This window comes from Bacteroides pyogenes DSM 20611 = JCM 6294, from assembly GCF_000428105.1.
In the GTDB taxonomy this organism is placed as follows: domain Bacteria; phylum Bacteroidota; class Bacteroidia; order Bacteroidales; family Bacteroidaceae; genus Bacteroides; species Bacteroides pyogenes.
In genome coordinates, this window is the sequence record NZ_KE386625.1 from 2,951 (window position 1) to 25,144 (window position 22,194).

21 protein-coding genes and 1 tRNA gene are annotated in these 22,194 nt (G+C 41.0%); 7 read left to right on the forward strand and 15 right to left on the reverse strand.

Translation table 11 applies throughout. The annotated features are described in order from the left end of the window. Nucleotides 1-96: 96 nt before the first annotated feature. Genes cas2 through cas9 form a run of 3 tightly spaced genes read right to left on the reverse strand, consistent with a single transcriptional unit; the run spans nucleotide 97 to nucleotide 5,999 of the window. Nucleotides 97-429 (reverse strand): CRISPR-associated endonuclease Cas2, encoded by a 333-nt coding sequence (gene cas2, locus C234_RS0114800; protein ID WP_027326393.1) that lies wholly within the window; start codon nucleotides 427-429, stop codon nucleotides 97-99. Then, nucleotides 429-1,361: a type II CRISPR-associated endonuclease Cas1 gene (cas1, locus tag C234_RS0114805; protein WP_027326394.1), complete on the reverse strand. Its 933-nt coding sequence runs from the start codon at nucleotides 1,359-1,361 to the stop codon at nucleotides 429-431. Before cas1 ends, cas2 begins: the two co-directional genes overlap by 1 nt. Before the next feature lie 48 nt (nucleotides 1,362-1,409). Then, a complete protein-coding gene (cas9, locus tag C234_RS0114810; protein WP_027326395.1) occupies nucleotides 1,410-5,999 on the reverse strand; it encodes a type II CRISPR RNA-guided endonuclease Cas9 in 4,590 nt (1,529 codons plus the stop codon). Nucleotides 6,000-6,260: 261 nt separating this feature from the next. Between cas9 and C234_RS0114815 the strand changes: the two genes are divergently transcribed. Next, a complete protein-coding gene (locus tag C234_RS0114815; RefSeq protein WP_027326396.1) occupies nucleotides 6,261-7,055 on the forward strand; it encodes a thymidylate synthase in 795 nt (264 codons plus the stop codon). 6 nt (nucleotides 7,056-7,061) lie between these two features. After that, nucleotides 7,062-7,556 (forward strand): dihydrofolate reductase, encoded by a 495-nt coding sequence (locus C234_RS0114820; protein ID WP_027326397.1) that lies wholly within the window; start codon nucleotides 7,062-7,064, stop codon nucleotides 7,554-7,556. A 37-nt stretch (nucleotides 7,557-7,593) separates the two neighbouring features. On the opposite strand, the gene C234_RS0114825 is transcribed toward C234_RS0114820, so the two are convergent. After that, nucleotides 7,594-8,064 carry an Lrp/AsnC family transcriptional regulator gene (locus C234_RS0114825; RefSeq protein WP_027326398.1) on the reverse strand — a complete coding sequence of 157 codons (471 nt, stop codon included), beginning with the start codon at nucleotides 8,062-8,064 and terminating at the stop codon, nucleotides 7,594-7,596. A 150-nt stretch (nucleotides 8,065-8,214) separates the two neighbouring features. On the opposite strand from C234_RS0114825, the gene C234_RS0114830 reads away from it, so the two are divergent. Together C234_RS0114830 and C234_RS0114835 are read left to right on the forward strand one after the other, a co-directional pair. Continuing rightward, nucleotides 8,215-9,495: an IgA Peptidase M64 gene (locus C234_RS0114830; RefSeq protein WP_027326399.1), complete on the forward strand. Its 1,281-nt coding sequence runs from the start codon at nucleotides 8,215-8,217 to the stop codon at nucleotides 9,493-9,495. Between the two features lie 33 nt (nucleotides 9,496-9,528). After that, a complete protein-coding gene (locus C234_RS0114835; RefSeq protein ID WP_027326400.1) occupies nucleotides 9,529-10,062 on the forward strand; it encodes a GNAT family N-acetyltransferase in 534 nt (177 codons plus the stop codon). 430 nt (nucleotides 10,063-10,492) lie between these two features. Here C234_RS0114835 and C234_RS0114840 read toward each other — a convergent pair whose 3' ends face one another. The 9 genes from C234_RS0114840 to C234_RS0114880 all read right to left on the reverse strand — a co-directional run bounded on the left by C234_RS0114840 (nucleotide 10,493) and on the right by C234_RS0114880 (nucleotide 16,407). After that, nucleotides 10,493-10,966 (reverse strand): ExbD/TolR family protein, encoded by a 474-nt coding sequence (locus tag C234_RS0114840; protein ID WP_027326401.1) that lies wholly within the window; start codon nucleotides 10,964-10,966, stop codon nucleotides 10,493-10,495. After that, nucleotides 10,966-11,559, reverse strand: a complete 594-nt coding sequence (locus tag C234_RS0114845) for an ExbD/TolR family protein (RefSeq protein WP_027326402.1) — start codon at nucleotides 11,557-11,559, stop codon at nucleotides 10,966-10,968. The genes C234_RS0114840 and C234_RS0114845 overlap by 1 nt, the downstream gene beginning before the upstream one ends. A gap of 38 nt (nucleotides 11,560-11,597) precedes the next feature. Further along, nucleotides 11,598-12,083, reverse strand: a complete 486-nt coding sequence (locus C234_RS0114850; RefSeq protein ID WP_027326403.1) for a hypothetical protein — start codon at nucleotides 12,081-12,083, stop codon at nucleotides 11,598-11,600. 6 nt (nucleotides 12,084-12,089) lie between these two features. Continuing rightward, on the reverse strand, nucleotides 12,090-12,893 hold the full coding sequence (locus tag C234_RS0114855) for a MotA/TolQ/ExbB proton channel family protein (protein WP_027326404.1): 804 nt from the start codon (nucleotides 12,891-12,893) through the stop codon (nucleotides 12,090-12,092). A 72-nt stretch (nucleotides 12,894-12,965) separates the two neighbouring features. Next, nucleotides 12,966-13,053: transfer RNA gene (locus tag C234_RS0114860), tRNA-Ser, on the reverse strand. Nucleotides 13,054-13,173: 120 nt separating this feature from the next. Further along, complete coding sequence (locus C234_RS0114865; protein WP_027326405.1) at nucleotides 13,174-13,950, reverse strand: TatD family hydrolase; 777 nt, start codon at nucleotides 13,948-13,950, stop codon at nucleotides 13,174-13,176. An 18-nt stretch (nucleotides 13,951-13,968) separates the two neighbouring features. Then, the gene (locus C234_RS0114870; protein WP_027326406.1) at nucleotides 13,969-14,658 is read right to left on the reverse strand and encodes a hypothetical protein; all 690 of its coding nucleotides are present in this window, start codon (nucleotides 14,656-14,658) and stop codon (nucleotides 13,969-13,971) included. A gap of 12 nt (nucleotides 14,659-14,670) precedes the next feature. After that, a complete protein-coding gene (locus C234_RS0114875; RefSeq protein WP_027326407.1) occupies nucleotides 14,671-15,645 on the reverse strand; it encodes a polyprenyl synthetase family protein in 975 nt (324 codons plus the stop codon). 78 nt (nucleotides 15,646-15,723) lie between these two features. Then, nucleotides 15,724-16,407: an energy transducer TonB gene (locus C234_RS0114880; RefSeq protein ID WP_027326408.1), complete on the reverse strand. Its 684-nt coding sequence runs from the start codon at nucleotides 16,405-16,407 to the stop codon at nucleotides 15,724-15,726. 381 nt (nucleotides 16,408-16,788) lie between these two features. On the opposite strand from C234_RS0114880, the gene cmk reads away from it, so the two are divergent. The 3 genes from cmk (at nucleotide 16,789) to pfkA (ending at nucleotide 19,471) form a co-directional block, all read left to right on the forward strand. Beyond that, entirely contained in the window at nucleotides 16,789-17,493 is a 705-nt protein-coding gene (gene cmk / locus C234_RS0114885) for a (d)CMP kinase (RefSeq protein WP_027326409.1), read from the forward strand. Then, nucleotides 17,490-18,359, forward strand: coding sequence for a 4-hydroxy-3-methylbut-2-enyl diphosphate reductase (locus C234_RS0114890; protein WP_027326410.1), 870 nt, complete (start codon nucleotides 17,490-17,492; stop codon nucleotides 18,357-18,359). Before cmk ends, C234_RS0114890 begins: the two co-directional genes overlap by 4 nt. 131 nt (nucleotides 18,360-18,490) lie before the next feature. After that, entirely contained in the window at nucleotides 18,491-19,471 is a 981-nt protein-coding gene (gene pfkA / locus C234_RS0114895; protein WP_027326411.1) for a 6-phosphofructokinase, read from the forward strand. A gap of 163 nt (nucleotides 19,472-19,634) precedes the next feature. Here pfkA and C234_RS0114900 read toward each other — a convergent pair whose 3' ends face one another. Together C234_RS0114900 and icd are read right to left on the reverse strand one after the other, a co-directional pair. Further along, entirely contained in the window at nucleotides 19,635-20,978 is a 1,344-nt protein-coding gene (locus tag C234_RS0114900; protein ID WP_027326412.1) for a citrate/2-methylcitrate synthase, read from the reverse strand. Nucleotides 20,979-21,002: 24 nt separating this feature from the next. Beyond that, a complete protein-coding gene (icd, locus tag C234_RS0114905) occupies nucleotides 21,003-22,193 on the reverse strand; it encodes an NADP-dependent isocitrate dehydrogenase (RefSeq protein WP_027326413.1) in 1,191 nt (396 codons plus the stop codon). Between the last annotated feature and the right edge of the window lies 1 nt (nucleotide 22,194).

A 22,194-nucleotide genomic window follows, 5' to 3' on the forward strand; every position in this document is an offset into this window, starting at 1 on the left:
ACAACTAATAATCAACGGATTAATAGGACTATTAGAATAAGAAAAACCGTACTCATTAACAATAAAAAATCCCGTGTAAGTACGGGATTTTTTGTTTTAAAATAATTCTAATTGTTGACCTGGTGCATTAGTGGTTTGAATTTTCTTTCCATAAAAAAGTTCAATGTCTCCAAACTGCTTATCTGTTATACACATAATCCCAACCTGTCCATATTCAGGCAAGAAAGATTTAACTCTTTTTATATGTACAGATGCGTTCTCGCTACTGGCACAATGCCGTATATAAATTGAGAATTGAAACATAGTAAAACCGTCTTTCTGCAAATTCTTTCTAAAATCTGCATATGCCTTTTTGTCTTTCTTAGTTTCCGTCGGCAGATCAAAAAGAACAAGAACCCACATAACCCGATATTCACTAAAACGATCCATCAACGCTCCGGATAGCTTATACGACGCAGTTCTCCAGAAAAACATTTATATAACGATGCTGTAGTCTGCCCAACTGCAACCATTAACGGACTCCGCTTTCCTCCAATTTTAACCTCCAAAGTAGGAATTGTCAACAAGGAGTTTTTTACTTCCTTTGTCAATTCCACATTATTGCCATAAGAACGAACTAAAGCAAACACTAATTCATCTACGTAAGGGCGATAAGGCTCCATTATATCATCAGCCAGACAATAAGCATTGTAGCGATTATGATGATGGATACCCAAAGTAGGGAGCAAGCCGCTGACAACCAATCCACGGGCAACCACCGCACGCAGAATAGCATAACCATAATTCAGTAGATTATTGGGAGCAACACCTTCACGTTCGCGCGTGAATCCTTCAATATCAGCAAAAAGAAGCTTCCAATAAAAAGCAGCAGCACGTGCCTCCAAATTATCAGGGTCACCACTTCTTACATTATTGGCCCACACCCGCATACACTTCACTTCTTCTCCGGTACAGCTACTTAACACAGCAGCCTGATTCTCTATTTTCGACTTAATAGTCTGCTGCCAAAGTTGCTTTTTCAGTGGCAACGATGCATCCAGCTGATGACGAAAACGTTCGTTCTGTGTCTTATTCCCATACAAAGGAAGCAATAATCCTACCGGCATATTCTTGCTATCGCAAGTGATAACAGCACTATTATTTTCTAATAATGCAGCAAGCGCCCCGGATGTAATAGTGATCTGCTTATTGTCTAAAAGAACCACTCCTATATCTTCAACAGGTTTTGTGATTTCCGCTTGCTGCCGCAGGTTTTCCGGCAAACTTTCATTTTTCTCCATCTCGGGCAGTTTTATTACCAACTGTCCATACCTTAAAGAAAGATAAGCCGGATTGCCAAAATAAAGTGTCTTTTTAATCATCTCTCTTTTATCTATATCGTCTGATAATATAAGTTCCCTCTGAAAGAACTATTTGTAAACCCCTATTTTTACAATATTCCCAAGTCTATCAATTTTTATTGGAACACAGATCTCTTTTATCATTTCATCTGTCTCAGCCTTCTCTATCTTATTAAGCACTGAGAACTCACTTTTATCCACAATTACATTAGCAACATGATGTTTTATAAAAAAACATCGATTACCAGTACAGCTAACCATCTTATAAATTCTATTCTTATTTATTGGAAAAGAGATTGAGGCATTTGCTATATCTTCGGCTGTCGGAAGATAGACTAAATCATTAGGTGACAACACAAAAATGGGAACGTTTCCATTTTCATCTTCCGGTGCAGTGGATAATCCTTTTTTTTGACGATCGATAGCAACGTTTAACGGAATACTCGCATAGTGCCTCTTAAGCATTACGGCATTTGTTTTTTTATCGCGCACTTCTTCCTCATATACTGCGAAAAACAAATTTGTACCCTTTGCTGCTTCTACATACTTAGACGATTTATTACCCTGCTGGCCTATTGCAAATTTGTCTGCTTTCTCATAAACACGCACTTTAACAATAGGCTGATGCTTTCTGCCACCATTCAGTTGTACGATATTATGATTCATTTCCTCAATACCATCCGGTGAGAAAGCTAAATCAGGATCACCGTTTTTCTGTTCCAAATGACGGAGCAGGATTTTCTGTATCCCTGTATCAGTAACACTTTCTATTTCCTTTTTATCGAAGCTTGAGTCTAAAGGTTTACGTGTTGCGAAGAATCTTTCTTTGGTATCTTTTGTAAAATAATACACCTCTATCTTAGATAGGTTAATATCACTCCAAACGTCTTTATGTTCTTCAAAATATGCCTTAACCTTCTTTGCATCAAAGTTTTGTTTAAGCAAAGATAGAAGCTTCTTTTTGAAATCCTTTTCCACAATACATTGAGGATTTTTAATAGCTTCATTCAAAGAAACTGTTTTTACTTTGCGCAGATTCACTTCTCCAAACACGGTATCTTTATGCATTGGTTTTCGAATAGCCCAACTACTACCCTTTTCTTGTTTAGCAATGGTCTTTTTACCGGCTTCATAATGGACATAATAATTCTTCGTTTTATTAATCACCCGCAAATTCTGCTTAAAACTGACAATTACATTATCCAATGCGGCATAAACATCTTGTGTCAAGGTACCCCATGGCTTTTTAAGTATCCATTTATAATTACCATTATCATCTGTCCTAACTTTATCGCACAGCAATTTTTGCAAATCATAACGACTTATTCGAGCTTTTTTCCTTGCAGACTCATTGTTTAAATAGTTAACAATATTACGACTGGCGCATGCTATAACGATAGCGTCCATCGCATGATGGCGATGATCAATTCTTTTCTTGTTAAAACCTCTTTGATATTCAAACGGCACAACAGGAATTTCATGGCCTTCCATATTCTTCGCCGTAAACTCAGTGGTTTCAGTAATATTATTCAAGCGCTGAAAACGAGGTAAAATAAGCTTGTTCCAAACATCATTAATCCCCCAATCTTTCTTCAATCGGTCTGTAACCCCTCCTGTACACACAATTACGTTTTTCGATATGCTCTCCTGTTCATCCTGCTCACGAACGATATTAGAGAGCAAAGACTTCACTACTTTACTGATATATCGGCTATCGTTCAATTGGCGCTCTATAAATTGCTCCGGTATTTCGTCCATTAAAAGCTTCTTCATCTTTTGTTGGTTACCCGAATAATAATCTTTCACAAAGGTTTCATATTCATCAACCGAAAATATATCGACAATCTCTCCCAGTCCCAAATCGACTCTCTGCCCATGATGTTTTTTAATGAATTCATATCCGAGAAGATTTCCCTTTAACTTATTAACTTCAGCTTCACATATCACCTTATTATTAAACGAGTCATCAAAATAGCGAGATTGAGGGATAACGTGTTCTATCTCATACGCAGGCGTAAAGAGCTTACCAAGCGGTATCATCTTTCCGGTATAAGGAGAGCAATATTTCTGCTCCAACCAAAGCTTGTAGCGCAATACCTCAGAAGTAGACGGACGCTTTCTTTGCTCTCGTTCATTAAACTTTTTCAATATTCCTGTTATCTCTTCCGGAATTTCCGATACGCTATTCAAAACACCATTTTCATAAATACGTAAAATATCTTGTTGACTCGCAGAGTAGGGACGAACATTCTCTATCTCAAATTCCGGATTCAAAAACTCTGTCAGCATGGCTTTTATCCGTAAATTGGTGTTCTCATTTTCAATTATTCGCTTAGTCATTTCTTTTCTTTTATCCGCAGGATTTTTCATCTCACGACCTAACTCTACATGGATTTCATCAATTCTGCCGACTTGTTTCCAGATATCGCGTACAACACGCAGCGTTTCGGTAATTACTTGTTCCACTATCGGATTCCGAAGAGAATGCTGCTTAAAGTTTTGTATATACGAATCCATCTCCTGCGGAGTTTTCCACTTCATTATATCTCCGGATTCGGAATGACGGTCATAAACAACATAACATGCCAACCAAACCGGCAAAGCACGGAAATGCTCAATGTCATGCAATCGGATAGCCTTTAAACGGACTCGTTCTCGAATACTGTCATCACACTCCCCCGTAATAATCTTCTCTATGCGCTCTCTTGTCTTGATGTCAATAGCTGATTCACTCCAATATTTCCCCATGCGCATTAAGGGCAACAGTTTCTTAATCGCTTTAGCAGAATAAGAGCCATACTCTTTTTTAAATGGAGGAAACTTACTGAAAACGGTTACAAAATCGTCATTAAAACGATATTTAGCAGCGAATGACTGTAAAGCTTTCACTATCTCGTATCTATCTTCAACTGAATATAAAATATGCCATAAAGCTTCTTCCTGCTCTCTGGTAAAAATATCCCCTCGAATATTTGCTTTCTCCAAATGGCTCAGAATTAACGCACGTGTCTCATTACAAGGGTATGATTTATCTTCCACATAGTTCCACCGATAGTTATCTCCCGATTTCTTTATTCCAAAAGCGGGATATTTTAAAAAATCTTTTTGACTTACACTTTTCTTATTATTAAGCCATTCAAAAAGAGATACATAATCAGCCTCACATGTTAGAAACTCATTCGTAACATCAACATCCGCTTCCAACTTAGACTTCAAAGCAGACCTTGCTGAAGATAAATCCGGCTGGCAGGCATCAACATCAATCACACGTTCTTTTTGATATATCCGAATATTCGAAATAAAATGCCATAAACGAAACTCTTGAAACAACGGATGTGATTTGGCAATACACTTAACAGACGAATATTTCAACTCACCTGTTTCTTTATCTCTATACATATGTTTTTCATACGGACAATCAGCGATCAAAGACTTTTTGCTCTTGAGTGGACGCTGATAAAATAGTATGTCGTCCATAAACAAATAGATAAAATCTCGATCGGCACAAGCATTTCGATGAGCATCATTGTTCGGATATAATTCATTCAAGCAATCAAGAAACAAGTCTTTATCCCGCAACTCCGGATGAAACTCCACTTGCTTTTTCAATATTTGCTTAAGCTCTTCCTTATAATATTTACGCTCAATAGTACGCACCAGCTTTCCACGTATTTTTTGAGAAGGGTTCTGCAGAATAGCGTCATAAATATAAGCGCCCACCGTTTTACCTGATGCGTCCAAATCTTTTTGAGTCTTCATTTTAATAAGCTTCCATTCTGATTCCCACTCTGCATCTGACGGTATTTTAAATCGGCAGGAAAGTTCTCCCGATTCTTCATATTTATCACATCCGTCTTTATCAATATCTACGGTTACAATGATACTCTTTTCCTGTCCTACCCAGTTAGGTATTTCTTTTTTAAAGATTTTGCCTTTTACACCATCCTCTAACTCTACAATCAAAACCTTTTGTCCTTTGTAGGTCTGATTCGTATCGACTATACTTTTAATCTTTTGTCGATCAAAGTATTGGCGAGTCTTTGCGGTTTTCACAGATTCATCATCTTCTTCACCTCTTAATTGATAATATCCTCTCTTTTGGTTGAAATTCAAAAGAATCCAAGATAATTCTTCTTTAGAGAGTTTCTTTGTCAGTGCTTTTTTACGAAGATAATAAATGGTCCAATCGTAAGGTACTTTCCTATTACAAGCAATTAATTCGGGCTGATATGTAGCAAAATCTTGCAACATTTCATCAAAGGAATCGTTAAAAATAAACTCAAAAGTTCCGTTTGAATCTTTTCGCCAAGCTATTTTAGGTTCCACATTTACCAGAAAATTTCCATGACCATCCAAATCTTGCACATAATGATCCGGCAAAAATCCTAATAATCTTAAAATCTTATGCAACCTTGCCCGACGAAGTAAATGACGCTCCCGCAAGTGGCGCACGCCACGAAATTCGGTCCGTTTTGCCGTTTGCGAAATAGAATTACCTTTATCAAAATCTCCCAATATGGCAGCATCCATTGGAATAATCCTGCTTCCCAGACATTCTATGTGTTTCAAACTTTCTTCATTTTGATTTTCATCAAAAGAGTTGACTACTGCCCAACCTATACTATTGGTGCCTAAATCAAGTCCAAGTATCTTTTTCATAATATTATTCTTTTCCGCAAAGTTATATTTTTTTATTAGAATTATTGTTTTTGAATAAATATTTATTTAACTTTGCAGCACTAAATTGAAGTAAATCACAATAAGGATTATTCCGTTGTGAAAACATCCAGGACGGGGCAACTCGTCCTTTTTTATTTAATTAAAATGAAACGGAAAGAGTACAATCGAAATTTAAACAAGTTCTTCCTCTGCAAATAAAAGTTTTTTGAGTACTTTTGCATCATAGCATAACCACCGACAATGAAACAATATTTAGACCTACTTAACCGCGTATTAGCGGAAGGGACTCCCAAAAGTGACCGGACGGGAACCGGAACCATCAGCATCTTCGGCCATCAGATGCGATTTCATCTTGATGAAGGATTCCCTTGTCTGACCACTAAAAAGCTACACCTAAAATCGATTATCCACGAACTGCTTTGGTTTCTGAAAGGAGATACGAATGTGAAATATCTGCAGGAGCATGGCGTGCGTATATGGAATGAATGGGCGGACGAGAACGGAGAGCTCGGACATATTTACGGGCATCAATGGCGTTCGTGGCCCGATTACGACGGAGGAGGAATCGACCAGATCAGTGAAGCGGTGGAAATGATCAAGCACAACCCCGACTCCCGGCGAATCATTGTCAGCGCATGGAATGTGGCAGATCTGAAGAATATGAATCTTCCGCCGTGCCACGCTTTCTTCCAATTCTACGTTGCCGACGGAAAACTCAGTTTACAGCTCTACCAACGAAGCGCCGATATCTTTCTGGGTGTTCCTTTCAACATTGCTTCATACGCCTTGTTGCTGCAAATGATGGCTCAAGTGACCGGATTAAAAGCCGGCGATTTTATCCACACATTGGGAGACGCTCATATATATCTGAATCACCTCGAACAGATTAAACTGCAACTGACGCGTACTCCGCGCCCGCTTCCGCAAATGAAGATCAACCCGGAGATAAAAAGCATCTTCGACTTTACGTTTGAAGATTTTGAATTAACGAACTATAACCCGCATCCACACATCGCAGGAGCGGTATCGGTATAAACTGCCATGAGTAAAATATCTATTATTGCCGCCGTAGACCGTCAAATGGCTATCGGATTCGAGAACAAGCTTCTCTTCTGGCTACCCAATGACTTGAAGCGTTTCAAGGCGCTGACAACCGGACATACCATCATCATGGGGCGAAAGACTTTTGAATCGCTTCCCAAAGGAGCGTTGCCGCATCGCAGGAACATTGTATTGTCTTCGAACACCTCAAACGAATTCCCCGGAGCAGAAGTTTTCCAATCGTTGGATGCTGCGTTAAAAGCCTGTAAGGAAGATGAAAACGTATATATCATCGGGGGGGCAAGCGTTTATCGACAAGCGCTTCGTTATGCCGACCAACTGTGCCTGACTGAAATAGATTGCACGGCTCCACTGGCTGACGCTTTCTTTCCGGAAATATCTCCCGATATCTGGCATGAAAAAAGCAGAGAAGTTCATTCAATAGATGAAAAACATCCCTGCTCTTATGCTTTTGTAGATTATGTAAGGCGATAGTCACCGTTGGAAACGTCCCTACACGTCCTGCTTTTCCTTATTCCGTATCTATCAATATCGGCATCTGCCGCTTAATAGCCTCGTGAAAAGAGATAAGTGTCTCTGTACGAGCCAGCCCGAGCGGCTGCAGTTTATCATGAATCACACTCAATAAATGGTGATTATTACGTGCGTAAATTTTGATAAACATATCGTATTTACCTGTAGTAAAATGACATTCCACAACTTCCGGTATGTCTCTCAACGCTTTTGTTACCGAATCAAACGATTCGGGATCTTTCAGAAAGATACCTATATAAGCGCACGTCTCATATCCTATTTTTTCCGGATCGATGATGTATTCCGACCCTTTCAATATACCTAAGTTTGTCAATTTTTGAATGCGTTGATGAATGGCCGCACCCGATACATTGCAAGCTCTGGCGACTTCCAGAAAAGGAATTCTCGCATTATCCGCAATCAATTTCAAAATCTGCTCATCTAAACTATCTAATTGATGATATCCCATTTAAATCAAACTGTTTTAATCAATGAATCTTTTATGCAAAGTTAGCTATTTCCCGATAATAAATACTATAAACTATTACTTTTATTTACAAATAGAAGATAAGTCGGCAATAGTTTGTACCTTTGTAAGAAACATAAATATACGATGAATATGAAACACTGCATTCTTTTTTTCCTGTGCGTATGGATGGCATTCGAAAGCCATGCGCAAAATTTTGACGACTATTTTCAAGACAAAACGTTACGGGTAGACTATCTTTTCACAGGTGACGCGAACAGACAAGCGATTTACCTGGATGAATTGTCGCAACTTCCCGTATGGGCAGGCCGCCGGCACAATCTGTCGGAACTGCCTTTGGAAGGTAACGGTCAAATCATTGTCAGAGATTTAAGCAGTAAACAATGTATTTACAAAACCTCTTTCTCCTCGCTATACCAGGAATGGCTATCTACCGATGAGGCAAAAGAAACTGCCAGAGGTTTTGAAAACACATTTCTCCTCCCCTTTCCCAAAGAGCCTGTAGAGATAGAAGTCATCTTATATACTCCGCGTAAAGCCGTCATGGCTCACTTACGCCATGTGGTTCGCCCCGATGATATCTTGATTCACGAACGAGGCATATCTCACAACGCTCCACATCGCTATATCCTGAAAAACGGAAGTGAAAAAGAATGCATTGATATAGCCATTTTAGCAGAAGGATACACCAACAAAGAAATAGAGACATTTTACCAAGACGCAGAACGGGCCTGTGAAAGTTTGTTTGCACACGAACCTTTCCGAACATTGAAAAGTAAATTCAATGTGGTTGCGGTAGCAAGTCCGTCGGCAGATAGCGGAGTAAGCGTACCGCGAGAGAAACGATGGAAACAAACGACCGTACATTCCCATTTTGACACTTTTTATTCGGAACGCTATCTTACCACTAGCCGTGTAAAGGCGATACACAATGCTTTGGCCGGTGTTCCCTACGAACATATCATCATACTGGCAAACACGGAAGTATATGGAGGGGGAGGAATCTATAACTCCTACACGCTAACCAGCGCGCATCATTCCATGTTCAAACCTGTAGTAGTACATGAGTTCGGACATAGTTTCGGAGGATTGGCCGATGAATACTTTTATGAGAATGATGTAATGACAGATACTTACCCGCTCGATGTGGAACCTTGGGAGCAAAATATTACCACCCGAATCGATTTTGCTTCGAAATGGGAAGACATGCTTGTGACCGGCACGCCTATTCCAACACCATCTGCGCAAAGAAACAAGTTATTTCCCGTAGGAGTGTACGAAGGAGGAGGTTATTCTGCGAAAGGCATATATCGCCCGGCTTTCAATTGTCGCATGAAAACAAACGAATATCCCGCTTTCTGCCCGGTTTGCCAACGCGCTATCCGGCGTATGATTGAATTTTATGTACCATAACACACCAAACAATCCATAGCTAAAACAAATACAATGATCCGATTTCAACCCATACAGACATCAGATGTAGAATACTACCGGTTTATGGAGAAGCTACTCACAGAAGCTTTTCCACCGGAAGAATACCGCCCGCTCGAAGATGTTCGCAAATATACCGACCAAACAAATAACTTCTACAACAATATCATCCTGAACGATGAGCAGCCCATCGGATTTATTACCTATTGGGCGTTTGAACGCTTCTTCTACATAGAACATCTTGCCATGAATCCTGTGCATCGCAACAAGGGTTATGGCAAACAAGTTATCGAACAGTTATACAAACGGTTGAATCTTCCCATCGTGCTGGAAGTGGAAAGACCTACAGACGAAATATCCCAACGTCGCATTCACTTCTACGAACGACATGGATTCTGCCTATGGAAAAACAATTATAATCAGCCTCCCTATAAAAAAGGAGACCCGTATTTGCCCATGTATTTAATGGCCTATGGAAATCTGACAAGCGAAAATCATTTTGAAGAAGTTAAAGAACAACTTTATACGACTGTCTACAACGTCAGATAACGAATCATTTTGCGATATCCTCCCATCAACTTGTAATAAAAATAAGTATTAACTGAGTCAACCGACTTTGAAAATAAGCCGTAAAGTGGTCAACTAAAAACATTAAACCACAATTGAAGCTTTTGTTTCCCACAATTGAAGCTTTTGTTTCCCACTATTGAAGCTTTTGTTTCCCGCTATTGAAACTTTTGTTTCCCACTATTGAAACTTTATTTTCCCACTGGGGAAACTTTATTTTCCCGCTGGGGAAACTTTTGTTTCCCCGGTGGGAAACAAAATGACCGCTCTATAGTCTTGAGCCTTCCGCCGCAGTATCCGGCATTCGAATCTCCACACCCCCGAATCTGCGGCAACCGACTGCTTCAGAAATTATGTATAAAAAAAGAGGGCCGTTTATTGCCCTCTCTTTTTATAATATTAAATTCAACTATTATTTCTGTTCTCCACGTTTTGTAGCAGAATAGTTGATTTTTAGCGCATAAGCTTTACGAAGAGCATTCTTCACATCTGTAACAATACCCATCTTCGTTTTCTGATCGACTTTCAAAGAAACTGTCATATTTCCTTGATCGCTTTCATTCATACTAGAGCGTTCCTGAAAGATAAAATCCTGTACTTCCGAAACTTCAGCATAGCTGTCGTTCAGCTGTATACGGCTTTCAGTACCCATCTTAGCACGATATTCCTGAGTCGGTTCACCAATATAAATGAACGTTACCAGCGATTTCTTCTCCAACTTTTCAAGTTCAGTACCTACCGGAAGCTTAAACTGTACCTTTAAAGTCACCTCACGCATTGTTGTTACAATCATAAAGAAGAACAACAAGGTGAAGATAAGGTCAGGCAAAGAAGAAGTGTTCAACGCCGGCATCTCACGTTTACCAGTTTTATTAAATTTTCCCATTACTTCTTTTTTTCTCCGTATTTTTTAGGTTCTGCTTCTGAAATACGCTGCGGGAAGATTTCACGAACAGCTTTTTGTTCTTCTTCATTCAAATCAGCATAGTTTCTCTGAAACTTAGATTGAGACAATTCATCTCTTAACTCATTGTATGCAGCAACCAATTCATTCTGCACACTAATATATGCCTGATAAGAAGAGCCACGGTCGTTCTGTAAAGAGATTACATGCTTGTCGTTAACAAGAGTCGGACCAAAAAACTCTACATTCTTTTGTGTTTTTTCCGGTTTAGACTCTTCATTATTAACATTAGCAATAAACTCTTTGGCTTTCTTCCTTAGTTGATCAATACTGATATAATCATTTCCGCACATCAAAGCATCATCCTTATTCAAATAGACCTGCAAAATGTTACGTTCCTTAATTTTATCGGTATTTTGCTTATCTTGCTCTTCGGGTGGCGGCGGCAACAATCTTGCCAAGCCGCGGTCCGTATCCATTGATGTCGTAATCAAGAAGAAGATAAGCAACAAGAAAGCGATATCCGCCGTAGAACTTGAGTTAATATCAGGAACTTTTCTTTTTCCTTTTGCCATTGTAATAACTTATTAAATTGAATATCCCTTACTTTAAATTAGGACAATCTTTTCTTTATACCGCTTACAATGATTGAAACAATCGTCACAAACAGCAAGATATAGATAGTATAAAGGAACATATCTGTCAGCTTCAACCAGAAAGGAACATTGTCCGAACCCTCATAGCCTTGGATGTTCATCGGCGTACCATCGCCCATGGTCCAAGCCAACACGAGAACAATGATTAAAAGAACCAATCCAAGCAAAGATCTTATAGCATTTGCCGGACTGTCTTTCATAGCTGACGCAAATTGGAATACAGCAGCGACAAGAGTAGCTGCAATGGCCAAACCAAGCAATCCATACATCAAGAAGAGTAAGGCATTGGCCTGAGCCGGCTGCCACATTTCAGGATCTACACCCGGAATGACTTCTGCACCTTGAGCGTCACCACCGAAGTAGAACAGCCCTAAGACAATCAGAATGACAGCAAACATCGCATACAGAACGTAATACGAAACTTTATATGTTAATTTACTCATCTCAGATTATTTTTTGTATTTCAAATTATATTTGATTACCATGTCAAGCAAAGATACGGAAGAATCCTCCATTTCGCTTGTAAGAGCCTCGATCTTTGAAAGAACGTAGTTGTAAAATACTTGTAGAATCAGAGCAACGATCAAACCGAAGATAGTAGTAATCAAAGCTACTTTCATACCACCTGCTACAACTGTCGGAGAGATATCACCTACCTGCTGGATTTTATCGAAAGCTTGCACCATACCGATTACAGTACCCAAGAATCCGAGTGAAGGAGCCATAGCGATAAACAGTGTAATCCAAGAACATCCTTTTTCAAGGTAGCCGGCCTGCACACCGCCGTAAGAAACTACAGACTTTTCAACAACATCAATACCCTGGTCGATTCTCATCAATCCCTGATAATAAATAGAAGCGATAGGGCCTCTTGTATTGCGGGCAATATCTTTAGCCGCCTCAACATCTCCTTTTTCCAAAGCAGCCTCTATAGACGCCATGAATTTTTTTGTATTGATCTCAGCCAAGCTCAGATAAATGATACGTTCGATACAGAATGCCAATCCGATAACCAAAGCAATAGCTACCAAACTCATGAAAGAAGCAGTTCCTTCAATGAATTTTACTTTAAGTTCTTTATGGATACCACCTTCCTCAGCAGCAGGTGTAGCAACGTCAGCAGCTACAGTTTCAGCAGCAACTTGTTGGTCGGCAGCCTGTTCAGTAGCAGTAGCGTCTTGAGCCTGAGCAAATTGAGTTGTGCCAAATGTCATGGCTCCAACCACAGCAACAATTGCAAATAACTTTTTCATTGTGTGTCTAATTTTTAAGATTAATTAATTAATTGTTATTTTGTATTTATTTCCCAATTTCATTCTCACTTGCGGAGAGAGGGGGATTCGAACCCCCGATACACTTTTGGCGTATACACGCTTTCCAGGCGTGCCTCTTCAACCACTCGAGCATCTCTCCCTAAGAGGCTTTCAGATTTTCAGCTACAAATGTATCCTTTTTTTTTTTTTCATGAAGCATTATCCCTGTTTTATCTTGAATAAACACTGCAAATTAATATATTTTAAAACCTTTCCGTCCTTATTTGCGGAATGCAAACACTTTTAGGGCAGACATAGAAGTTACCCTTGCAACATACTCCGGTGTCATCCGATAGATTTCTGCCACTTTCGACAATGTATCCCTTACGTTTGCGCTTTCGTTTCGTTTTCCACGATTGGGAACCGGAGTTAAATAAGGAGAATCTGTTTCAAGTACTATTCTTTCCAGGGGAACAGACAACAAGACTTCCGGCAACACCGACTTTTTAAAAGTGACAACTCCATTGATGCCTAACATAAAGTTTTCGAATTCGAGCAATCGGGCAGCTTCTCCGACAGTTCCTGTAAAGCTATGGAATATACCTCTCAACGATGTATTCTTGAACGGCTTCATTATACTATATATATAAGGAAATGCATCACGCGAATGTATGACTACAGGCAAATCATATTCGATTGCCCATTGCAACTGCTTTTCAAAAGCCGCCAGCTGTTGAGTGAAAAAAGTCTTATCCCAATAAAAATCAAGTCCGATTTCACCGATTGCCACAAACTGATTAGGATTTTCAAGCTGTTTACGAACGATTGACAGTTCATTCTCATACCGCTCATCGACCGATGTAGGATGCAAACCGATCATAGGGTAACAATAATCCGAATACTCTGCACAGACAGCCAGCATCGAATCAATAGTCGTACTATCTATATTAGGCAAAAATATATGAGAAACCCCGGCGCGACGTGCCCGTTCTATTACTTCCGGTAAATCTTTTGAGAATTCATCTAAAAAAAGATGAGAGTGCGTATCTATTAACATAAAGTCACTTTTATCTGTTCATTTCTCATTGGAACGATAATAATATACCAATCCGTAATCCCGGCATTTTTCCAACCTGTTTTCATTCGGTTGCACACCTTCGAACTCAGCCTCTACCTGATTCCATATATCCAAAATCAGCTCATCGGCACGGCTACGCATTGAAGCGAGATCTTCCAGGCTACGAGCCGTTGCCGCCTGATAGTTTTTCTGCCGTTCATAGCTATCCACAAAGATGTCGTAATATACTTTCACACGCGCGATAGTAGGGTTATAAATAGGTATTCCCCCTTGTGAAATACGTCGTTGCTCTCCTTCTATTATTTTCGCTCCCCATTCTATCAAGGCGCTCTCACTAAGCAAATCGGGCAATGTATTTACATCCGACAAACCATAAAGTTCTTTTTGAGACTCTTTAATTTCATCTCTGAGAACTGCCAAATTAAACACTTGGATAAAGTGTGAAATATATAACCTCGCAGTTCTCACATTTGACTGATGTTTGCGACTTGACTTGGACTGATTGGTATAGCATTGCACATAATAAATTTGCGCAGCTTCGAATTTCGCCAAAAAATTACGGGCTTCAAATAAGGTCTTTAGCGAAATGGCTAATTTGTCCAAGGAGCATATGTCGCCTCTTGCAACCGCTGCTTTCAGCGCTCTCACTCTGGCTTTATCCGTATTTGGCAATCGTCTGTAAGGCATACATTATCCTATTTATATATCACGATACATGAGCTGCTTCACAACATTTTTCAGTTCGTGCTTTTTTTCTTCGACAACACTTACGGCACTTAAGCTCTCCATAGCCAAATCATAATATTCTCTCATCTTATTTTCACAAAATCTCCGAATATTCAGCCGATCATAAATGGAAGTCACTGCCCGAATCTTCTCAGCCGGATCAAAATTCTTTGCATCCAACCAGAAACTCAACTCCTTCTGCCGCGGGCCATCTACATGCTCAAGCGCTTTAATCAGCATATATGTTTTCTTATTGCAAAGAATATCTCCACCTATCTTTTTGCCAAAGACTTCCGTATTCCCATACACATCGAGCAAATCGTCTTGCAATTGGAAAGCAATTCCTATCCGCACACCAAACTGATAAAGATGATCGGCATCCACAGCAGATGCCCCGCCAAGAATCGCACCGATTTTTAAAGCAGAAGCAAGCAATACTGCTGTCTTTAAGCGAATCATATTGAGGTACTCCTGTTCCGAAACGTCTTTGCGGGCTTCAAACTCCATATCTAATTGCTGTCCTTCACAAATTTCAAGCGCTGTCTGACTGAATAAATCCAAAACTTCTTTTAAATGTTCAGGACTACAAGCCGCTATATACTGATATGCCAAAACCAGCATGGCATCTCCCGATAATATAGCTGCATTATCATCCCAAGCTTTATGAACAGTAGGCTTTCCCCTCCGCAAATCTGCGCGGTCCATCAAGTCGTCATGCAAAAGCGTATAATTATGATAAACTTCTATTCCTGTAGCGGGGGCGTAAGCTGAAGCCAAGTCGTCTTTGTATAAATTATAAGCCATCAACAACAATACCGGACGTATTCTTTTTCCTCCCAAAGAAAGAACATACTCAATCGGTTCGTAAAGTCCTTTGGGCGTACGGGTAAACTGAAGTGAGGCAATATGCTTGTTTATTTCATCAAGAATCTGAGAGGCTGTAAACATAATAATTTGATAATAAAAACGTAACGAACAAAAAGAGGCTGCTTCGAAGCAGCCTCTTTATTTATCTGTGATACAAAATTACTGCAATCTAAACATTACAGGAACTGTATATTTTACACGTACCGGTTTACCGCGTTGCATACCCGGCTTCCATTTAGGCATCGAATTAATCACACGAAGCGCTTCCTTATCCAAATAGGGGTCTACAGGACGTACAACTTTCGCGTCAACGATACTACCATCTCTATTTACCACAAACTGAACGATAACACGCCCTTGGGTTCCATTCTCCTGAGCAATGGTAGGATACTTGATATTCTTTGCCAAGTACTGCATCAAAGCAGCCTGCCCGCCGGGGAATTCCGGCATATTCTCTACAACTTCGAAAATAGTTTGCTCTTCAGGCTCTGTTTCAACAACTTGCACAGGAACATACTTCACTTCTACTTTCGGGGCATTGTCTTCATCGAAAATAGCTGTAGGTTCATCTACTTGGGCCTTATCATCTACGATCTCCAACAATTCAGCTACTTTCGGAGCTTCAGGAGGAGGCGGAGCCTGCTGTTCGGGGGTTTCGGTAATCGGAATAATTTCCTCTTCAAACACGACATCAGCTACAGCCTGGCTGAGATCAATTTTAATGTCACGGTGCGACCATTCGAACGCCACGAACATAAAAGCTAATACAACCATGTAACCAACGAGCAGCCAAGTGGTTTTCTTGCCTTCCAAGTCTGCTTTGGGTGATTTTTTAACTTCCATAATTTTATTAATATAATGATTAAAAAAAAGTGTCTTCTGTTATGTGTCTTTGGCAAATATAATACATTTTCAAACAACCGAGTTCTTTATTACTGCTTTTCAATTTGCTTTTTAAGTTTTTTAAGGTTAACCGAAAAAATATTAGAATTAAAAGCTTACAAGGTCAGTCAGCTATCCAAACAAACGCCAATACACGCGACTCTTAATTTATGAATAAAAAGATATAAAGACAATGTCTTTTACACCAATACAGCATAATGGATCCAAGTTCTATTATATATGAAGAAAAACGACTAAAAAATGACACAACAAAAATAAAGCATGGTTCGTTTTTAAAAATAACGTATCTTTGGAGCATAATTCAAAAAGAGTATATTGACAATGAAAAAAATAACAATCGCTATAGACGGATTTTCCTCTTGCGGAAAAAGTACTATGGCAAAAGACCTTGCCCGTGAAATAGGTTATATATACATTGACAGTGGCGCTATGTACCGCGCCGTTACGCTATATAGCATCAGGAATGGAATCTTTGATGGGGATACGATAGACATAGAAAAGTTGAAAAAGGCGATGAAAGATATCAAAATATCTTTTCGTTTGAACCCGCAAACGGGACGCCCGGATACTTTCCTGAACAATGTAAATGTGGAAAAAGAGATTCGTACAATGGAGGTTTCTTCCAAAGTCAGCCCGATCAGCACGCTTGACTTTGTTCGTCATGAAATGGTGGCTCAGCAGCAAGCAATGGGAAAAGAGAAGGGTATTGTGATGGACGGACGCGACATCGGAACGACCGTATTTCCGAATGCGGAATTGAAAGTGTTTGTCACAGCCTCACCGGAGATACGTGCTCAAAGACGCTACGACGAGCTGAAAGCAAAAGGTGAAGAGGCTTGTTTCGAGGATATTCTGAAAAACGTCAAGCAACGGGACGAAATCGACCAAAATCGGGCAGTCAGCCCGTTGCGCAAAGCGGAAGACGCATTGCTGCTAGACAATACGAATCTGACAATCGAACAACAAAAAGAATGGCTGATGCAACAATTCCAATCAGTTGCCGATAACGATAAAACAATCGCATGATCAAGATAGAAATAGATAAAGGCTCAGGCTTTTGTTTCGGAGTGGTGACAGCCATCCATAAAGCCGAAGAAGAGTTGGCAAAAGGAGAAACCCTGTACTGTTTGGGAGATATCGTACACAATAACCGGGAAGTGGAACGGCTGAAAGCAATGGGGCTGATTACAATTAACCACGAAGAATTCAAACGATTGAAAAATGTCAAAGTATTGCTTCGTGCGCATGGAGAACCGCCTGAAACCTACGAAACTGCCCGTAAAAATAATATAGAAATCATCGATGCGACTTGTCCGGTAGTGTTGCAACTGCAAAAACGCATCAAACAGAGCTTCCTGAACGGCGAACCACAAGACAAACAAATAGTCATCTATGGGAAAAACGGACATGCGGAAGTATTGGGATTAGTGGGTCAAACCGACAGAAAAGCAATTGTAATTGAGAAAGCGGAAGAAGCCAGACTTCTTGATTTCAACAAAAGCATTCGCCTTTTTTCGCAAACCACTAAATCACTCGATGAGTTTCAAGAGATTGTAAGTTATATCAAAGAGCATATTTCGCCCGAATCCACTTTTGAATATTACGACACGATCTGCCGTCAGGTAGCGAATCGCATGCCCAAGCTCCGTGAATTCGCCTCCTCGCACGATCTGATCTTCTTTGTCAGCGGGAAAAAAAGCTCGAACGGAAAAATTCTTTTTGACGAATGCCTGAAAGTAAATCCCAACTCACACCTGATCGACGGCGAAGAAGACATCAACCCTGCTCTGCTCTGTAATATCAGTTCCATCGGCATATGCGGGGCCACTTCCACTCCCAAATGGTTAATGGAGCAAATATACCATCGCATCCGGGCGCTCATCAATGAATAAAAAGGAGATCCCCGTCCCTCTACTATTTGGACTTTTTAATACTTTCTTCACACTAATAAAATCAACCCGAACGCCGCATTCAACTTTTTATCGTACATTTGTCACGTCGAACTAAAAATTAAAAGTTTGTTATGGGAACAGTTAAATGTATCGGCATCCTGACTTCCGGAGGCGATGCTCCGGGTATGAATGCCGCCATTCGTGCAGTGACACGTGCGGCAATCTATAACGGATTGCAAGTAAAAGGTATATATAGAGGATATAAAGGTCTGGTGACAGGTGAAATCAAAGAATTCAGAAGTCAGGATGTAAGTAATATCATCCAACTGGGAGGAACTATTTTAAAAACAGCTCGTTGCAAAGAGTTTACCACCCCTGAGGGGCGGAAACAGGCTTACGAGAATATGCAAAAAGAAGGAATCGACGCATTGATAGTAATCGGTGGAGACGGCTCACTGACGGGCGCCCGTATTTTGGCACAAGAATACGACATACCCTGTATCGGGCTGCCGGGAACCATCGACAATGACCTTTACGGTACAGATACGACAATCGGATACGATACGGCGTTAAACACTATTTTAGAGGCTGTAGACAAAATACGCGATACGGCAACTTCGCACGAACGTTTATTCTTCGTGGAGGTAATGGGGCGCGACGCAGGATTCCTTGCATTGAACGGAGCCATCGCCTCGGGAGCCGAGGCGGCAATCATCCCCGAAATCAGCACCGAGGTAGACCAATTGGAAGAATTTATCAAGAACGGATTCCGAAAATCGAAAAACAGCAGTATCGTATTGGTAGCGGAAAGCGAAATTACCGGAGGGGCCATGCACTATGCGGAACGCGTGAAAAACGAATATCCGCAATACGATGTACGTGTAACCATCCTAGGACATGTGCAACGCGGAGGAAGCCCGACCGCGCACGACCGTATTCTGGCAAGCCGTTTAGGAACAGCGGCCATTGATGCGTTGATGGAAGACCAACGCAATGTAATGATCGGCATCGACCATGACGAAATAGTCTATGTACCCTTCAGCAAAGCAATAAAAAACGACAAGCCTATAAAAAGAGAACTTATCAGTGTTTTGAAAGAACTTTCAATTTAAGACTGCGTTATTCATAAGGTAATAATATCCTAAAAAGAGAGGGGCCCCAAAGTCGGACAGCCCCTCTTTTTTTAGGACGAAACGAACCGCTCCTCAAGCGAAAAGGCATCAACCTTATTTTTGATAAAGCATTGCGATCGCCCCAAAGCAGCTTGGCGGGAAATTAACGTTCCTTGATAGGCACATAATTTTCCTCTTCAAGCACATTCTTATAAGCCGGACGAATAATCCGTTTCCCTTCAAAGGTCAACTCCTCATTGCGATGCGCACACCAACCTACGATACGTGCCATAGCAAACAAAGGGGTGAAAATTTCCTGCGGGAGTCCAATCAATTCATAAACAAAGCCTGAATAAAAGTCGACATTGCTCGAAACGGTTTTTCCGTTATTCTTAATGCGTCCGAACGTAGCGATTGCACGCTCTTCCAGCAATTCGAGAAAAGCGAACTCACGCTCTTTGCCTTTTTCGCGAGCCAGCTCACGCGCTAATTCTTTCAACAAAAGAGCGCGCGGATCGGAAATAGTGTAAACCGCATGCCCGATGCCGTAAATCAAACCGCTTTTATTGTACACCTCTTTATTAAGCATGCGGGTGAAGTAAGCATCAATTTCTTTCTCATTCGTCCAGTCTTTGATATTCTTTTGTAAATGATGGAACATATCTGCTACCTGAATATTGGCTCCACCATGGAGAGGCCCTTTCAACGAACCTATACCTGCGGCAATAGCCGAATAAGTATCCGTTCCCGTAGACGAAGTCACACGGACTGTGAACGTAGAGTTATTACCTCCTCCATGCTCCGCTTGAAGAATAAGCAGTAAATCGAGTGTACGGGCATCCAATTCCGTAAAATCTTTTTTGAGCATATATAAGAAATTCTCTGCAATGGAAAGCTTTTCGCGCGGATGACGGATATGCAAAGACCTCCCCAACGTAGCGTGACGAAGCATGTTGAAAGCATAAGCAATAATGGTAGGGAATTTCGAAATAAGTTCGATACTCTGCCTCATCAGGTTATCGCGCGAAGTATCATCGGCATCAGGATCGAAGCGATACATTTCGAGTACGCTTCGCGCAAGAATGTTCATGATGTTATTCCCTTCCAATTCAATAATATTCATTTTTGTTTTTTGCTCCAACGGCATATTTTCGTTGATCAATTCACTGAACGACGATAGTTCTTCTTTATCCGGCAATCGGCCCGAGAGGAGAAGATAAGCCACCTCCTCGAAACCGAAACGTTTTTCCTTCAACACGGCATGCGCAATATCTTCCACATCGTAGCCGCGATAAAACAACTTACCCGGGATGGGCTTCAATCCGCCGCCGGGAACACGCTCATATCCCACTACATTCCCGATTTTGGTCAAACCAACCAATACACCCGTACCGTCTTCATTGCGCAATCCCCGCTTCACATCGAATTTAGAGAACAGTTCATTATCGATGCGCGCAGCTTCTTTCATCTCTTCGGAAAGCTTATAAATAAGATATTCTTTTTTCATATTTCTGTGTTTTTATGGTTATTACTATTGTTCGATTCTTCCTACAATCTCTTCTGTAAAGACAGAAGTAGAGAGCGAAACTCCTCCCGTCATAAAGCGAGCCAGATCGTGTGTGGCACGAGCATTGAGAAAACTTTGCTCCAAGGCATGCTCGATAAGCGCTGCCGCTTCTTTCCATCCCATATATTCGAGCATCATCACAGCCGAAAGAATGATGGAACAAGGATTGACCACATTTTTCCCCGCAATGTTGGGAGCTGTACCATGAGTAGCTTCAAAGATAGCATGCCCCGACCGATAGTTGATATTGGCTCCGGGAGCTATGCCGATTCCGCCTACCATTGCCGCCAACTGGTCGGACACATAGTCACCGTTAAGATTTAATGTGGCTACAACCGAGTATTCTTCCGGAGTCAGCAAGGTATTTTGCAGAAATGCGTCGGCAATACAATCTTTCACCACCAATCGCCCGTCAGCCAAAGCCTCCGAGAACTCATTCTTCGCAAGTTCATATCCCCATTTCTTAAATCCTCCTTCCGTATACTTCATGATGTTCCCCTTATGCACCAAAGTAACCGAAGGCAAATGATTGTCGAGCGCATATTGGCAAGCGGCGCGCACCAGACGTCCGGTTCCTTCTTTCGAAACAGGCTTTACCCCGAAAGAAGAAGTTTCGGGAAAGCGGACTTTCGTAACTTTCATCTCCTCTTTAAGAAAACGATAAAATTTTTCCGCTTCGGGCGTACCGGCCTCCCACTCGATGCCGGCATAAATATCTTCCGTATTTTCACGGAAGACACACATATTCACTTTCTCCGGAAACTTCACCGGTGACTGCACCCCCTGATACCAACGAACAGGGCGAAGGCAAACATACAAATCGAGTGTCTGCCGCAAAGCCACATTCAACGAACGGATACCGCCCCCCACAGGCGTAGTAAGCGGTCCCTTGATACCCACGAGATATTCACGAAACACCTCCATCGTCTCATCCGGCAACCATGATCCGGTAAGATTGAAAGCCTTCTCGCCTGCCAATACCTCTTTCCATTCAATCCTTCGTCTGCCTCCATAGGCTTTCCGCACTGCCGCATTGACCACCGCCTGCATCGAAGGGGTAACTTCCGCTCCTACTCCATCTCCCGTAATAAAAGGAATAACAGGCACATCGGGCACCGTCAACGTGCCATCCGTTTGCATCTTTATCTTATTCATA

Coding starts and splice junctions, on each gene's coding strand:
- cas2 (WP_027326393.1), bottom strand. CDS start 429: ATGGATCGTTTTAGTGAATATCGGGTTATGTGGGTTCTTGTTCTTTTT.
- cas1 (WP_027326394.1), bottom strand. CDS start 1,361: ATGATTAAAAAGACACTTTATTTTGGCAATCCGGCTTATCTTTCTTTA.
- cas9 (WP_027326395.1), bottom strand. CDS start 5,999: ATGAAAAAGATACTTGGACTTGATTTAGGCACCAATAGTATAGGTTGG.
- C234_RS0114815 (WP_027326396.1), top strand. CDS start 6,261: ATGAAACAATATTTAGACCTACTTAACCGCGTATTAGCGGAAGGGACT.
- C234_RS0114820 (WP_027326397.1), top strand. CDS start 7,062: ATGAGTAAAATATCTATTATTGCCGCCGTAGACCGTCAAATGGCTATC.
- C234_RS0114825 (WP_027326398.1), bottom strand. CDS start 8,064: ATGGGATATCATCAATTAGATAGTTTAGATGAGCAGATTTTGAAATTG.
- C234_RS0114830 (WP_027326399.1), top strand. CDS start 8,215: ATGAAACACTGCATTCTTTTTTTCCTGTGCGTATGGATGGCATTCGAA.
- C234_RS0114835 (WP_027326400.1), top strand. CDS start 9,529: ATGATCCGATTTCAACCCATACAGACATCAGATGTAGAATACTACCGG.
- C234_RS0114840 (WP_027326401.1), bottom strand. CDS start 10,966: ATGGGAAAATTTAATAAAACTGGTAAACGTGAGATGCCGGCGTTGAAC.
- C234_RS0114845 (WP_027326402.1), bottom strand. CDS start 11,559: ATGGCAAAAGGAAAAAGAAAAGTTCCTGATATTAACTCAAGTTCTACG.
- C234_RS0114850 (WP_027326403.1), bottom strand. CDS start 12,083: ATGAGTAAATTAACATATAAAGTTTCGTATTACGTTCTGTATGCGATG.
- C234_RS0114855 (WP_027326404.1), bottom strand. CDS start 12,893: ATGAAAAAGTTATTTGCAATTGTTGCTGTGGTTGGAGCCATGACATTT.
- C234_RS0114865 (WP_027326405.1), bottom strand. CDS start 13,950: ATGTTAATAGATACGCACTCTCATCTTTTTTTAGATGAATTCTCAAAA.
- C234_RS0114870 (WP_027326406.1), bottom strand. CDS start 14,658: ATGCCTTACAGACGATTGCCAAATACGGATAAAGCCAGAGTGAGAGCG.
- C234_RS0114875 (WP_027326407.1), bottom strand. CDS start 15,645: ATGTTTACAGCCTCTCAGATTCTTGATGAAATAAACAAGCATATTGCC.
- C234_RS0114880 (WP_027326408.1), bottom strand. CDS start 16,407: ATGGAAGTTAAAAAATCACCCAAAGCAGACTTGGAAGGCAAGAAAACC.
- cmk (WP_027326409.1), top strand. CDS start 16,789: ATGAAAAAAATAACAATCGCTATAGACGGATTTTCCTCTTGCGGAAAA.
- C234_RS0114890 (WP_027326410.1), top strand. CDS start 17,490: ATGATCAAGATAGAAATAGATAAAGGCTCAGGCTTTTGTTTCGGAGTG.
- pfkA (WP_027326411.1), top strand. CDS start 18,491: ATGGGAACAGTTAAATGTATCGGCATCCTGACTTCCGGAGGCGATGCT.
- C234_RS0114900 (WP_027326412.1), bottom strand. CDS start 20,978: ATGAAAAAAGAATATCTTATTTATAAGCTTTCCGAAGAGATGAAAGAA.
- icd (WP_027326413.1), bottom strand. CDS start 22,193: ATGAATAAGATAAAGATGCAAACGGATGGCACGTTGACGGTGCCCGAT.